This is a genomic window from Bartonella sp. B39 (assembly GCF_053795145.1).
Genome location: NZ_CP200036.1, coordinates 123,021 through 136,766 on the forward strand (window position 1 = coordinate 123,021; position 13,746 = coordinate 136,766).

Here is a 13,746-nt window from a genome sequence, read left to right on the forward strand (position 1 = left end):
AATGGCAGTTAGGTTGCAAAAGCTTTCAAACTATAAACGCATCGTGGTCAAGGTGGGATCTGCGCTTTTGGTTGATCCTCAGACAGGTTTACGGGCTGAATGGCTTAAAAGTTTAATAAGTGATATTGTTAAATTGCATCAAAATGGCGTTGAGATTTTACTGGTATCTTCAGGGGCTATTGCTTTAGGGAGAACGTTACTCCATCTTCCTAAGGGAGCTTTGAAATTAGAAGAGAGTCAGGCGTGTGCTGCTTTGGGGCAAATTGAATTGGCCAAAACATATGGTGATGAGCTTGCTCAATATGGATTAAAAACGGGTCAAATTTTACTCACTCTATTCGATACGGAAGAGCGACGACGGTATCTCAATGCACGTGCTACGATTAATGTGCTTTTGCGTTTTGGAGCGGTGCCCGTTATTAATGAGAATGATACTGTCGCAACAAGTGAAATTCGCTATGGTGATAATGATCGTTTAGCGGCACGGGTAGCAACAATGATGGGGGCAGATCTTTTGATACTTTTATCAGATATTGATGGTCTTTATACGAAGTCTCCACACCGTGATCCAACGGCTGAATTTATACCCTTTATTGCCTCAATTACGAGTGATATCGAGAAAATGGCAGATGTTGCTGCTTCAGAATTTTCTCGAGGAGGAATGAAGACAAAACTTGATGCTGGAAAAATAGCGAATTCTGCTGGAACGGCTATGATTATTACTTCAGGTAAGCGTATGAACCCTCTTGCTGCGATTGATAGAGGAGAGCGCGGAAGTTTTTTTGCTGCTGGTGAAAAGCCTATCAATGCTTGGAAAACTTGGATTTCTGGTCATTTAGAACCCTCTGGCATTTTGATGATTGATCAGGGAGCAGTTCAAGCCCTTGAATCTGGAAAATCTTTATTAGCTGCAGGAGTTGTAGCGGTTGATGGGGTGTTTCATCGTGGAGATACCGTTGCGATTATTGATGCAAATGGAGTTGAGATTGCGCGTGGGCTTGTGAGTTATGGCAAAGATGAGGTTGTGCGCATTATGGGGCGTAAAAGCGAAGAAATTGAATCTATCCTCGGATATGAAGCGCGTTCTGCTATGGTGCATCGTAATGATATGGTTTTACGCTGCTTGACCCATTCTTCTTAAAAAAGTTATCTTTTACCTTATTTATTGTTTTGGTAGAGTGGGTGATGATATGACTTTAGAAGAGCAAATGAAGGACATGGGGAGAAAAGCACGTTGTGCTGCCGCTGCGTTAGCGGTTATGTCTTCTGAACAAAAGAACAAAGCCTTGGAAATGATAGCTTTGTGTTTAGAGGATCAGTCAGATGAAATTTTAAGAGCTAATCATCAAGATTTAGAGAATGCTGCTCAGAATAATTTGAAGGTAGCGATGATTGATCGGTTGAAGTTAGATGAAGGGCGTTTGCGTGCAATCATAGACAGTGTCCGCCAAGTTGCTTGTTTGCCTGATCCTGTTGGACAAGTGATAAGTGAATGGACACGTCCAAATGGGCTTCATATCAGCCGTATTCGTACACCTCTTGGTGTGATTGGTATTATTTATGAGAGTCGGCCAAATGTTACCATTGATGCAAGTGTTTTGTGCTTAAAAGCTGGAAATGCTGCAATTTTACGTGGTGGTTCGGATGGTTTTCATTCTGCTCAGGCACTTCATTCGGCGTTGGTAAGAGGATTGGAGGAAGCTGGTTTATCTAAAGATGCCATTCAAATGGTTGAAACGAAAGATCGCGATGCCGTTGGAGAAATGCTAAAAGGATTGAATGGAGCGATTGACGTGATTGTGCCTCGTGGAGGAAAAAGTCTTGTTGCACGTGTTCAGTCTGATGCGCGTGTTCCAATTTTTGCACATTTAGAGGGAATTTGTCATATTTATATTGATAAATCAGCAGATTTAAATATGGCTCGTGATATTGTGTTGAATGCAAAATTGCGGCGTACGGGCATATGTGGAGCTGTTGAAACAGTTTTAATTGACAGCCAAGCATTACAAAAGTTTTTTCCTGTTCTTGTAGCTTTACAGGAAAAAGGATGTGAAATTCGCGTCACAGAAGACATCGTTTCGTTAATGCCAGAGGCTAGATTAGCCTCTGAAGAAGATTGGTCACAAGAATATCTTGATGCAATTCTTTCTGTTAAAACGGTTGAGGGTGTCGAGGGAGCCATTGCTCATATCAAACGTTATTCATCAGGACATACTGAATCGATTATTGCTGAGGATATGGCTGTGGTGGAGAAATTTTTTAATCATTTGGATTCAGCCATTTTATTGCATAATGCATCTACGCAATTTGCTGATGGGGGGGAATTTGGTTTTGGAATGGAAATTGGTATCGCGACAGGAAAAATGCATGCGCGTGGTCCCATAGGTGTTGAACAGCTAACATCATTCCAATATCATATTAAAGGAAATGGGCAAGTTAGACCTTGAAACAGCTATTTTTTCCATGGAAGGATCGTATGCCACATGTGGAAAGATCCAATGTTATTGGTCTTTTTGGTGGGTCCTTTAATCCACCGCATGCCGGACATCTTCTTGTTGCAAAAATTGCAATTCGGCGTTTATGTCTTGATCAATTATGGTGGATGGTAACTCCAAGTAATCCCTTAAAAGATAATACACATTTACCGTCTTTAGAAGAAAGAATGCGATTAAGTGTTGAACTGATTGATCATCCAAAGATTCGTATAACAGGTTTTGAGAAAACTATAGGCAGCACAGTATCGGTAGATACGATTTCTCATATTCTTGCGTATTGCCGTGGGGTACATTTTGTTTGGGTTATGGGAGCAGACAGTTTGGCGACATTTCATCACTGGTATCGGTGGCGTGATATCATATCTATGCTTCCTATTGCGATTATCGATCGTCCTTTTGTGCATATGGCGGCACTCTCTTCTCCTATGGCATACATTTACCGTTATTTTCGTTTAGATGAGAGCAAAAGTATACGATTACCCTTTATGAAACCACCGGCTTGGACTTATTTACATGGACCTTTATCTTTTCAGTCTTCAACGAATCTTCGTCTAAAGGAGAATGATTTTTCTTGAAAAATTTATAAGATTCTGCTTCTCTTTTTGAAGAAGTTCCTCTTTTTATCTATTATAAACAATAAGAAAGGATATTAGTCTGGAAAACATTTCACAAAAATATGCTCGCAATATTGTACCTCTGGCAGAGAAAAAAATCTTTTCTACCAGTCACGGTCTCAAAGTTATTCTCAAAAGTTTAGAGGATACAAAAGCAGAAGATATAGTCTCCATTGATGTTCAGGGGAGGTCGTCTTTAGCTGATTACATGGTCATAGCTTCAGGAAATTCACAGCGTCATGTATCTTATGTTGCTGATCATTTGTTATGTGCTTGGAAAGACAGTGGATACGGCCGAGCAAGCGTGGAAGGGCTTTCTGGAGGTGATTGGGTATTAATTGATACAGGCGATATTATCGTTCATCTTTTTCGTCCAGAAGTCCGTCTCTTTTATAATTTGGAAAAGATGTGGCTCGCTCCCAACTTAAATAATACAAAATCGGTTCTCTTCGGGGATCACTGATATGCAAATTTCTATTTTTGCTGTTGGTCGCATGAAGAAAGGGGCGGAGCACAAATTGGTTGATCATTATTTGGACCGTTTTTCTAAAAATTCTGGTGCAGTAGGGTTTCATTTTAAAACACTCTATGAGATATCAGAAAGTCGTGCTCAGACAGCCTGTCAACGCATGGAAGAAGAGGGGAGAAGACTTATTGGATTTTTGCCTGAAAAGTGCCGACTAATTGTATTAGATGAGCGTGGAAAGTCAATTTCATCATCTGCTTTTTCTGAAAAATTAGGGTTTTATCGTGATGAAGGTGTTCGTGATGTCATCATTGCTTTGGGAGGACCTGATGGGCATAATGAACAGATAAGAAATCGCGCTGATTTCCTTTTATCTTTTGGTTTTATGACGTGGCCCCATCAAATTGCGCGTATACTTCTCACAGAACAGCTTTATCGTGCAGTAACAATTGCGAGTAATCATCCTTATCATCGTGTTTAACATTTTTATGCAATTTTTTGCATCTATTAATACATTTATTAATGTTGTTTTAGCTGACACCATTTAAAGCATCACTACTGATTTATACGATGAGGCCTAATGGTTGAATAAATGAGGAAGCTTCTTCATAGAAAGATGCAACGTTTATATGAGGAATGCGTGATATTTATCATGCTGTTCTTAAGTGTAGTATTTTGCTTTTCTGTATCGCATGCTGAAGATACAATAAGTAGTGTAGAAGAAGCGCATAAAGCGTTGGTGGAAATTCACCAAAATATTTCACTATCGCGTGAGCGGGTGGCTTTTCTTACGAGTCAAGTTGAAGGTTTAAAAAAAGATCAGCGTGCTCTAAGCGATGCACTCATAAAAGCTGCTAAAGTAGAACGTGCGATAACAAATGATATTGTCGAAAGAGAAAAAAATCTAGAAAAAATGATAGAAAAGCGTGCACAAGTTCATCAAAATTTAAAAAGTCGTCGCGCTGAATTTGCAGAAGTTCTTGCCATCTTAGAGCGTATGGGGTTAAATCCCCCTCCTGCTCTTATGGTACGGCCTGAGGATGTGTTAGATTCTGTACGTAGTTCTGTTTTACTAGGGACTTTCGTACCTCAGATGCAAGAGAAAACACAGGCTTTAAAGGAAAGCCTTAAGGAGTTGATCAATTTGAGCAATTCAATTTCCATGGAATATGCAGCACTAAAGACTAAAATGCAAAATCAAGTAGAGGAGCGAAAGCGTTTAGAGCTTTTATTAGAAAAAAAAGCAAAATTACAAAAAAAATCAGAAGAAGAACTTACAGAGCAGCAACAAAAAAACATTGTTCTTGCTAAGAAAGCGCGGTCTTTAGAAGAATTAATTTTAGAGCTTGAGCGTCAATCAAAACTTAGTTTTGATGCATCAATACAGGTACGGAAAAATTTGCAATTGTTAGAGCAGTCCAATTTTGAAAGCCGAAAAGGTTCTTTACTTTTACCTGTTTTGGGAAAAAGAGTGCAGCATACCCATAATGGTTCTCAGATTACACGCTTTGGTGAAATGATTGAAACAGAAGCAGCCGCTGTTGTTATATCCCCTGTGGATGCTCTTGTTGCTTTTGCTGGGCCATTTCGTTCTTATGGGCAGTTAATTATTCTCAATGTTGGAAATGGTTATCATATTGTTCTTATTGGGATGTCGAAAATCAACGTAAGTCAGGGGCAGTTTGTTCTTGCTGGCGAACCTCTTGGAACGATGGGGATGCAATTTGTTGCGAACAGTGTTTCATTGGATATAGGCAAAACTGCTCCAATGCTTTACATTGAATTTCGAAAGCAGGGGAAGCCTGTGAATCCAACTCCTTGGTGGCGGACTGAAAAAACGAGAAGGAACCAAAATGATTCGTAAAGTTATTCTTTTGGTCGCTGGGGTATTGCTCGGCGCCAGTTCAATGATAATGGTGCAGTCTGTTGCTGCCAATAATGAAAATGATGCGTATAAAGAGCTGGCCCTATTTGGCGATATTTTTGAGCGCGTACGTATGCAATACGTAACGGTTCCAGATGATAAAAAGCTTATTGAAAATGCTGTCAATGGGATGCTCACCTCACTTGATCCCCATTCATCTTATATGAATGCGCAAGAAGCTAAGGAGATGCGCGATTCTACGAAGGGAGAATTCGGAGGTCTTGGTATTGAAGTCACTATGGAGAAGGGCTTAATTAAAGTTGTTTCTCCAATAGATGATACACCTGCCTCAAAAGCAGGTATTTTTGCAGGGGATCTCATTTCAAAAATTGATGGTGTACAGACGAATGGTCATACATTGAATGAAGCTGTTAATAAGATGCGAGGCGCTCCTGGAACACCGATTACGTTGACAATTATCCGTTCTGGTGTTGATAAACCGCTTGAAATTAAGGTTGTTCGTGATATCATCAAAATAAAGGCAGTGAAATACCGCGTTGAAGGTGATATTGGCTATTTAAGACTTATTCAGTTCTCGGAGCAGACTTTTGGCAATCTTCAGGCTGCAATTGAAGATATTCAGTCTAAAATTCCTCAAGATAAGTTAAAGGGTTATGTTCTTGATTTACGACTTAATCCTGGCGGGCTTTTAGATCAGGCTGTGAGTGTTTCGAGTGCCTTTCTTAATCAAGGTGAGATTGTGTCGACCCGCGGTCGTAAAAAGAGTGATGTGACGAGATTCGATGCTAAGCCAGGAGATATTATCAATGGAAAACCTCTCATTGTTCTCATTAATGGTGGTTCGGCAAGTGCTTCTGAAATTGTTGCAGGTGCACTACAAGATCATCGTCGTGCAACAATTTTAGGTACGCAATCTTTTGGTAAGGGATCTGTTCAAACAATTATTCCTCTAGGTGAAGATGGCGCTTTACGCTTAACAACAGCACTTTATTATACGCCGTCTGGTACTTCAATTCAAGGAACTGGAATTACACCTGATATTATTGTAGAGCAACCACTCCCTGAAAAATATCAAGGTTATGATGTAAAGATTGGTGAATCTGCATTAAAAGGGCACATCAAAGGGAAGCGAGAAAACAATGAAGGATCTGGCTCAGCTGCTTTTGTTCCACAAGATCCTAAGGATGATGTTCAATTGCGTGAGGCTTATAAGTTGTTACGGGGTGAAATGGCAAATGCCGCATTTCCACCAGATCCCAATAAGGATGTTTTAAAATGAGAAGGGGTGTGTGCAGTTTATGCTTTTTTGGGGGGGATTGAATGAATGCAGTTGTTAATTTGAGGGCTCTTCCTTATCGGAAATGTGTTGGAATCCTTGTCTTTAATCATGAGAATAAAGTTTGGGTTGGGCGTCGTTTAGTGGTGTGCGTTCATGCAGAGACCAAGATGTCTCATCGTTGGCAACTTCCTCAAGGGGGGATCGATGAGGGTGAAGAGCCATTGGATGCAGCGCGTCGTGAACTTTACGAAGAAACGGGTATTCGATCTGTAAAGTTGATTAAGGAAGCAAAGGATTGGTTCTATTATGATTTTCCACAAGAACTTGTTGGGTGTACGTTAAGCAATAAATATCGTGGACAAATGCAAAAATGGTTTGCTTTTCAATTTACTGGAGATCTTTCTGAAATCGCGATAAATCCTCCGCCAGATGGTAATAAAGCAGAATTCGACCAGTGGAAATGGATTAATCTGGAAGCTCTTCCTTCGATTGTTGTTTCTTTTAAAAAGCATGTCTATAGGAAAGTTGTCAATGAATTTCGAGGTAGCTTTAGGCGATTATAAAAGCTATATAAATACAGGAAGCTCTTTTTTATCAAGATGCTTTATAATATGTTTAATCATTAAAAGACAATAAAGATGTTTTTCTTTTATGTAAAAAACTGGAATATCAGATGAAAAAGTTATTTAATTTACTTATAGTTTTTACTCTTTTGAGTATTTCTTCTGTGGCATTTGCATTAGATTCAAAGCCGGCAGCAACCAAACCTGCAGCAGCTACGTTACCTAATGGTGCTTCTTCTTTAACTGAAACCTATGGTTTATGGAGCATTAACTGCGGTATACAAGAGGGGAAAAAGATTTGTTTTATGCACCGTCAAGAAGTGAATGATCAGGGTCGTGTTGTTGTGGCTATGAACGTTATTCTCAATAATGATGGTGTTGTTTCTGGTAATTTAACGGTTCCTTTTGGCATTTTGGTCTCTAAGCCTGTTCGTTTACAAGTTGATGAGGGAAAGGCTGCTATCGAAACCGGTATTCGGGCGTGTGTACCAGCAGGTTGTATTGTTCCAATAGTGTTTGATAAAAATCACGTAGCAGCTTTACGTTCTGGAAAGCATTTGAAGTTGGCTATGACAATTGCTGCTCCAGGCGAACCACCTTTGAATGATTTATTTGTTCAGTTGAATGGTTTTAGCAATGCTCTTAATCGTTTGATTGCTTTACAGAAATAATCTTAAAAATATAACAAAGACGGCCTTTAAAGGCCGTTTTTAGTTAAGGATTCATTGTAACATGCTTATGATGAACAAGACAAAATTATTGTGTAAATGATATTCAGAGTTTTTTTGAATATTCTCAGATTATTCACTGTTGTTTCTTTTTTGATTAGATATTTTTTGTTTCTCATATTTGTGTATTAGGTTCATCATCATTATAACATAGAATAGAGACAAAGAATTATGATGTTTTGATTTTTCTATTTATGGAAAAAGGGACGATGGAGTATAAAGCTATTGTTGCGTAAACAGGCTTATTTTAATGAAAACTCTATATACGATCTTTTGTTTCTTTGATTGAAAGGGGAATAAAACATGGCTTATGCATTGCTTCAAGTGATTGATCTCATTTTCAATATTTATATAGATATTTTAATCGCAAGTGTTATTTTTTCTTGGCTTTATGTATTTAATATTATAAATGCACGCAGCCGCTTTGTTGTTTTGATAGAGAGCTTTTTGTATCAGATGACGGAGCCAATTCTAAGTCGTATCCGGCGGATTTTACCAAATTTTGGAACAATTGATATTTCGCCTATTGTAGTATTTATAATTATTTATTTTATTCGTATTTTCATGTGGCGCGCTTATGCGGGCATGTATCTGTAGAAATACTGCATGAGATACATGAAAATGTTTTATCAAGGCGATGATACGAATGGCTTGAATCTGTTTGTGCACCTCACTCCAAAGGCTTCTATCGATCAAATAATGGGGATTGAGTGCAGGGATGACGGAAAGCAGTATTTAATTATACGTCTTCGTGCTGTTCCTGAAGATGGAAAGGCAAATAAAGCACTCATTCAATTTTTAGCGAAGCAATGGAAAATCCCATCTTCTTGTATTACTCTTAAGAGTGGCGCAACATCACGCTACAAACAACTTTATTTTTCAGAATATTTAGAAGAGTTAAGGGGTATATTACAATCTTTAGGAGATATACCTCTCCACAAAAATAAATAAAAGCCTGTTCAAAAAACAGGCTTTATTCTTTAGATATAGTTATATTTTGTTATTGCGCTCAATAGCTTCTTTAATTAAGTCGCGTGCACAGTTTTTATTTTGCCATCCCTCAATTTTAACCCATTTTCCAGGTTCAAGATCTTTATAATGTCCGAAGAAATGCTCAATTTGTTTTAGTGTAATTTCGGGAAGATCTGTGTAATCATGAATATTTGTATATCTTTGCGTTATCTTTGGAGTAGGGACAGCAATGATTTTTTCATCTTTACCTCCATCATCTTCCATAATAAGGACGCCGATTGGGCGAACGTTGATGACACAACCGGGAATAAGGGGACGAGTATTACAAACGAGAACATCAATTGGGTCACCATCGTCTGAAAGTGTATGTGGAACAAAACCATAGTTTCCGGGATAAACCATTGATGTTTGAAGGACGCGATCAACAAACAACACTCCGGATTTTTTGTCCATCTCATATTTTATTGGCTGACCACCAACAGAGACTTCAACGATAACATTGATGTCTTCTGGCGGATTTTTACCAATGGGTATTTCCTGAATATTCATATAAATATCCTTTCTAGAGTATAATTAAACGCGATACAAGAAAATATTTTATTGAAAAAGTCATAAAATTAGGTTGAAATTGATGAACGTGTTTTTTCAAAACGTTTGCGTTCATTGGGATCTAGATAGAGTTTGCGTAGACGAATATTTTTAGGGGTTACTTCTACAAGTTCATCATCTTGTATCCACGATAGAGCACGTTCAAGTGTCATTTTGATAGGAGGAGTTAATTTTACCGCTTCATCTTTTCCAGAAGCACGCATATTGGTTAGCTTTTTTCCTTTTAAAACATTCACTTCTAAATCGTTATCACGTGAGTGTATACCAATAATCATTCCTTGATAAACTTTAACGCCAGCATCAATCACCATAGGCCCACGGTCTTCAAGATTAAAAAGAGCATAAGCGACAGATTCACCGTTATCATTTGAAATCATAACACCATTGACGCGGCCACTAATGTCTCCTTTATAAGGTTCATAGGCATGAAAAAGACGATTCATAACAGCTGTACCACGTGTGTCAGTTAAAAGCTCGGACTGGTAACCTATGAGCCCTCGAGTTGGTGCGTAAAAGACAATACGGACACGATTTCCCCCAGAGGGGCGTAATTCAACCATTTCGCCTTTACGTTCAGACATTTTTTGAACGACAGTTCCGGAATATTCTTCATCAACATCGATGACAACTTCTTCGATTGGTTCGAGAGTTACTCCATTTTCATCTTTTTGCATCACGACACGTGGACGAGAAACACTAAGCTCAAATCCTTCACGGCGCATATTTTCAATAAGAACTGCAAGCTGCAGTTCTCCTCGTCCTGAAACATAGAAAGAATCTTTATCAGCTGATTCTTCAATTTTAAGGGCTACATTTCCTTCTGCTTCTTTCAACAAACGATCACGGATGACACGGCTTGTTACTTTATCGCCTTCAGTTCCTGCAAGGGGGCTGTCATTGACTAGAAAGCTCATAGTAACAGTGGGAGGATCAATTGGTTGAGCGATAAGAGGTTCATTGACCGTAGGATCACAGAAAGTATCAGCAACTGTGCCTTTTTGTAGCCCGGCAATTGCTACGATATCACCGGCAATACTCTCTTCAATAGGTTGTCGCTCTAACCCACGAAATGCCAAAATTTTTGAAATACGCCCAGTTTCTAAAAGCTTTCCATCTTGTCCAAGGACTTTAACACTTTGATTAAATTTTATAGAGCCCGAATGAATACGGCCTGTAATAATTCGCCCAAGAAAAGGATCTGCTTCAAGAATAGTTCCGATCATACGAAATGGTCCTTCTGCCACAATCGGAGAAGGGACATGGCGCGTTACGAGATCAAACAAAGGGCTAAGTCCTTGATCTTTTGGTCCCTCAGGAGATTCAGCCATCCATCCATCGCGTCCTGATCCATAAAGAATCGGAAAATCAAGCTGTTCATCAGTTGCATCAAGAGCAGCAAAAAGATCAAAAACCTCATTAATAACTTCATCAGCGCGCGCATCAGCCCGGTCAATTTTATTAATAGCAACAATAGGGCGCAAACCTACTTTCAATGCTTTGCCAACAACAAATTTGGTTTGTGGCATAGGACCTTCAGCGGCATCAACAAGCACAATTGCTCCATCCACCATATTGAGGATACGTTCAACCTCACCACCAAAATCAGCGTGGCCAGGAGTGTCAACGATATTAATTCTAGTATCTTTCCAAACAACAGACGTTACCTTCGCTAGGATTGTAATTCCACGTTCTTTTTCAATATCATTTGAATCCATCATACGTTCGCTGGTACGCTGATTATCACGGAAATTTCCTGATTGCTTGAGTAGTTCGTCTACAAGCGTTGTTTTTCCATGGTCAACATGAGCAATAATGGCAATGTTACGCAATTGCATAAATTTTCTTCTTTTCGCTTAATGAGACTTCATTTGAGGCAACGCTTTTGCGTTCCTTACCTTACTATTACGGGACCTTTTACATGTTTTTTTATAATTTTGGAAGAGGGGTGAGAAAAACAATTCAATCAATTACTGTTTCTTAGAAGTAAGGGACTTAGTGATTATCGATTCTATTATATTTTTTGAATTATTACCCCTAATTTTTGGGAGTTTTTAAGCGATTCAAGAGCGAGTTTTTATAATCTGTGTTTTGTATAAAAGGTTTTTGATGTTCTGTTGGTTTGATGAATTTTTTTCAAAAATCTTTGAATGTGTGAGCATTTTATATGAGGTATGCGCTAGAAAACAAATAGTGTAATTTGCTCACTATAATATCATTATCGTTTTCTTATTGTGTTGGGGTATTAAATACAGAGAATATTTTCTCTTTTATACGCATTTTATTATGAATTAAAAAAATCACTTATTTGCATATTCTTAAGAGAGAGTTATGTATGGATAAAATCCGTTTGAGAAAGAATTGGATATACCTCTCATGAACTGTCTTAATGCAAGAGCATTTGTAATATTGGAAGATGGTAAATAGAATGACGATGTCAGCTTATATTTGCTCTCTATTTAAATAGTGTGTTAGCATACATTAGATTTTTTCTAAAATTTCTTTTTCCTTTTGACTCGTTATTGAATAGTTCATGCTTATTCATAATAAGGGCATTTTAAATAATGAACGATGAGAATATTAAAAGATCTTATTTAAAATGTATAATGCTGTTTTATGATTTTAAAAAAATCAATGTGTTGCTTACAGAGCAGAAATTTTAAGTCGCATGAGATGTATTTTTGCTTTCCATATTAGAGTAGAGTTCCAGACAAGATAAAGGAGGCAACAGAAAAATATATCACGATTCCCATAACATCCACTAAAGTTGCTACAAGAGGAGCTGAAGCACTTGCTGGATCAAATCCAAAACGTTTAAGGATAAAAGGAAGCATGGAGCCGGATAAAGAACCGAAGGTGACAATTCCAACCAAAGCTGCGCCCACTGTTATGGCAATAAAAATCCAATGTTCACCATAGTTATAAATACCGAGTTCTTGCCAAAGAGCAATACGCATCATTCCAATAATTCCGAGTAAAAGGCCAAGGGATATCCCTGCTGGAATTTCACGGAGTATAATCTTCCACCAGTCTTCAAGTGTGAGTTCACGTAAAGCTAAAGCGCGAATAATAAGCGATGTTGCTTGAGAACCAGAGTTTCCTCCTGAACTCATAATAAGGGGAATGAATAGTGTGAGAGCAATGGCTTTTTCAAGCTCTGTTTCGAAATATTGCATAGCACTTGCTGTCAACATTTCGCCAAGAAAAAGTAATGCAAGCCAACCACCACGTTTTTTCATCATCCCTAGAAAGTTGATTTGCATATAGGGCTTATCAAGAGCTTCCATACCACCAAACTTATATGCATCTTCATTCATTTCCTCAACCATTGTATCAAGTACGTCGTCGACTGTTACAATACCAATAACATGATTACTTTCATCAATAACTGGTACAGAAAGAAGATCATGGCGCTGAAAAAGGCGAGCGATGTCTTCATGATGTGTGAAGGGCGATATTGTAATGGGGATGTCATGTGTAGAGACATTTAGAATTTGATCATCAGGTGAAGCAAGGATAAGGTTACGCAGTGAAACAGCCTTGAGAAGAGTTCCCGTTTTAGGATCAATGACATAGCTCGTGTAAACTGTTTCACGTGTACGCTCAACATCACGAATATGATCAAGAGTTTTTTTTACGCTCCAGTTTGCGGGGACAGCTATAAACTCTGTTGTCATCAGTGCACCTGCTGTATGATCAGGGTAACTTGTAAGTTTTTTTAATTCAGCGCGCGTTAAGGGTTTGAGTAACGTATAAAGCTTCTTGCGGGTTTCTTTATCCATTTCCTGAAAAACATCGGCAGCGGCGTCAGCAGACATGCCATCAAGAATTTCAACTGAACGATTAACAGGGAGAAGTTCAAGAATAGCTGCTGGTTGTTCAAGTTCTGGTTTGTCAAAGAGTTCAATGGCATAATCAAGAGGTAAAAGGCTAAGAGTAGCGACGCGTTCCGTGATATCGAGATCATTAATGATATCAATCGAGTCAGCAAAGTGATGATTTTTTAATTCCTCGGCGAGAACTTCAGGTGAAAAATTCTTGAAGTCGAAGGTCGTTTTAATTTCAGTCATAATAAAGTACCTTCCGAAGGATTGGAGAATATAGATTTATATCATGGATAGAATAAAAAAAAAGATAT

At 38.5% G+C, this 13,746-nt stretch carries 14 protein-coding genes; 11 read left to right on the top strand and 3 right to left on the bottom strand.

The features are described from left to right. The first annotated feature begins 1 nt into the window (after position 1). From proB to V4P57_RS00530, 11 genes are all read left to right on the top strand, one after another. On the top strand, positions 2-1,141 hold the full coding sequence (proB, locus tag V4P57_RS00480) for a glutamate 5-kinase (protein ID WP_455466263.1): 1,140 nt from the start codon (positions 2-4) through the stop codon (positions 1,139-1,141). Between the two features lie 49 nt (positions 1,142-1,190). Continuing rightward, entirely contained in the window at positions 1,191-2,447 is a 1,257-nt protein-coding gene (locus V4P57_RS00485) for a glutamate-5-semialdehyde dehydrogenase (protein ID WP_455466264.1), read from the top strand. A gap of 29 nt (positions 2,448-2,476) precedes the next feature. Continuing rightward, the gene (locus V4P57_RS00490) at positions 2,477-3,070 is read left to right on the top strand and encodes a nicotinate-nucleotide adenylyltransferase (RefSeq protein ID WP_455466265.1); all 594 of its coding nucleotides are present in this window, start codon (positions 2,477-2,479) and stop codon (positions 3,068-3,070) included. A 73-nt stretch (positions 3,071-3,143) separates the two neighbouring features. Further along, entirely contained in the window at positions 3,144-3,572 is a 429-nt protein-coding gene (gene rsfS / locus V4P57_RS00495; RefSeq protein WP_455467002.1) for a ribosome silencing factor, read from the top strand. Position 3,573: 1 nt separating this feature from the next. Beyond that, positions 3,574-4,056 (top strand): 23S rRNA (pseudouridine(1915)-N(3))-methyltransferase RlmH, encoded by a 483-nt coding sequence (gene rlmH, locus V4P57_RS00500; protein ID WP_455466266.1) that lies wholly within the window; start codon positions 3,574-3,576, stop codon positions 4,054-4,056. Between the two features lie 111 nt (positions 4,057-4,167). Continuing rightward, positions 4,168-5,439 (top strand): murein hydrolase activator EnvC family protein, encoded by a 1,272-nt coding sequence (locus tag V4P57_RS00505; RefSeq protein ID WP_455466267.1) that lies wholly within the window; start codon positions 4,168-4,170, stop codon positions 5,437-5,439. Next, entirely contained in the window at positions 5,429-6,739 is a 1,311-nt protein-coding gene (locus V4P57_RS00510) for a S41 family peptidase (RefSeq protein ID WP_455466268.1), read from the top strand. Before V4P57_RS00505 ends, V4P57_RS00510 begins: the two co-directional genes overlap by 11 nt. A gap of 41 nt (positions 6,740-6,780) precedes the next feature. After that, positions 6,781-7,302, top strand: a complete 522-nt coding sequence (locus tag V4P57_RS00515; protein WP_455466269.1) for an RNA pyrophosphohydrolase — start codon at positions 6,781-6,783, stop codon at positions 7,300-7,302. 110 nt (positions 7,303-7,412) lie between these two features. Next, positions 7,413-7,973, top strand: coding sequence for an invasion associated locus B family protein (locus tag V4P57_RS00520; RefSeq protein WP_455466270.1), 561 nt, complete (start codon positions 7,413-7,415; stop codon positions 7,971-7,973). 360 nt (positions 7,974-8,333) lie between these two features. Beyond that, positions 8,334-8,627: a YggT family protein gene (locus V4P57_RS00525; RefSeq protein ID WP_455466271.1), complete on the top strand. Its 294-nt coding sequence runs from the start codon at positions 8,334-8,336 to the stop codon at positions 8,625-8,627. 24 nt (positions 8,628-8,651) lie between these two features. After that, the gene (locus V4P57_RS00530; protein WP_455467003.1) at positions 8,652-8,981 is read left to right on the top strand and encodes a DUF167 domain-containing protein; all 330 of its coding nucleotides are present in this window, start codon (positions 8,652-8,654) and stop codon (positions 8,979-8,981) included. Between the two features lie 39 nt (positions 8,982-9,020). On the opposite strand, the gene ppa is transcribed toward V4P57_RS00530, so the two are convergent. The 3 genes from ppa to mgtE all read right to left on the bottom strand — a co-directional run bounded on the left by ppa (position 9,021) and on the right by mgtE (position 13,678). After that, on the bottom strand, positions 9,021-9,551 hold the full coding sequence (gene ppa / locus V4P57_RS00535; RefSeq protein WP_455466272.1) for an inorganic diphosphatase: 531 nt from the start codon (positions 9,549-9,551) through the stop codon (positions 9,021-9,023). Positions 9,552-9,619: 68 nt separating this feature from the next. Further along, entirely contained in the window at positions 9,620-11,446 is a 1,827-nt protein-coding gene (gene typA, locus V4P57_RS00540) for a translational GTPase TypA (RefSeq protein WP_455466273.1), read from the bottom strand. 855 nt (positions 11,447-12,301) lie between these two features. Then, the gene (gene mgtE, locus V4P57_RS00545) at positions 12,302-13,678 is read right to left on the bottom strand and encodes a magnesium transporter (protein WP_455466274.1); all 1,377 of its coding nucleotides are present in this window, start codon (positions 13,676-13,678) and stop codon (positions 12,302-12,304) included. Between the last annotated feature and the right edge of the window lie 68 nt (positions 13,679-13,746).

What these genes read in the sequence shown, in the direction of transcription:
- proB (WP_455466263.1), top strand. Translation starts at nt 2, where the DNA reads ATGGCAGTTAGGTTGCAAAAGCTTTCAAACTATAAACGCATCGTGGTC.
- V4P57_RS00485 (WP_455466264.1), top strand. Translation starts at nt 1,191, where the DNA reads ATGACTTTAGAAGAGCAAATGAAGGACATGGGGAGAAAAGCACGTTGT.
- V4P57_RS00490 (WP_455466265.1), top strand. Translation starts at nt 2,477, where the DNA reads ATGCCACATGTGGAAAGATCCAATGTTATTGGTCTTTTTGGTGGGTCC.
- rlmH (WP_455466266.1), top strand. Translation starts at nt 3,574, where the DNA reads ATGCAAATTTCTATTTTTGCTGTTGGTCGCATGAAGAAAGGGGCGGAG.
- V4P57_RS00505 (WP_455466267.1), top strand. Translation starts at nt 4,168, where the DNA reads ATGAGGAAGCTTCTTCATAGAAAGATGCAACGTTTATATGAGGAATGC.
- V4P57_RS00510 (WP_455466268.1), top strand. Translation starts at nt 5,429, where the DNA reads ATGATTCGTAAAGTTATTCTTTTGGTCGCTGGGGTATTGCTCGGCGCC.
- V4P57_RS00515 (WP_455466269.1), top strand. Translation starts at nt 6,781, where the DNA reads ATGAATGCAGTTGTTAATTTGAGGGCTCTTCCTTATCGGAAATGTGTT.
- V4P57_RS00520 (WP_455466270.1), top strand. Translation starts at nt 7,413, where the DNA reads ATGAAAAAGTTATTTAATTTACTTATAGTTTTTACTCTTTTGAGTATT.
- V4P57_RS00525 (WP_455466271.1), top strand. Translation starts at nt 8,334, where the DNA reads ATGGCTTATGCATTGCTTCAAGTGATTGATCTCATTTTCAATATTTAT.
- V4P57_RS00530 (WP_455467003.1), top strand. Translation starts at nt 8,652, where the DNA reads ATGTTTTATCAAGGCGATGATACGAATGGCTTGAATCTGTTTGTGCAC.
- ppa (WP_455466272.1), bottom strand. Translation starts at nt 9,551, where the DNA reads ATGAATATTCAGGAAATACCCATTGGTAAAAATCCGCCAGAAGACATC.
- typA (WP_455466273.1), bottom strand. Translation starts at nt 11,446, where the DNA reads ATGCAATTGCGTAACATTGCCATTATTGCTCATGTTGACCATGGAAAA.
- mgtE (WP_455466274.1), bottom strand. Translation starts at nt 13,678, where the DNA reads ATGACTGAAATTAAAACGACCTTCGACTTCAAGAATTTTTCACCTGAA.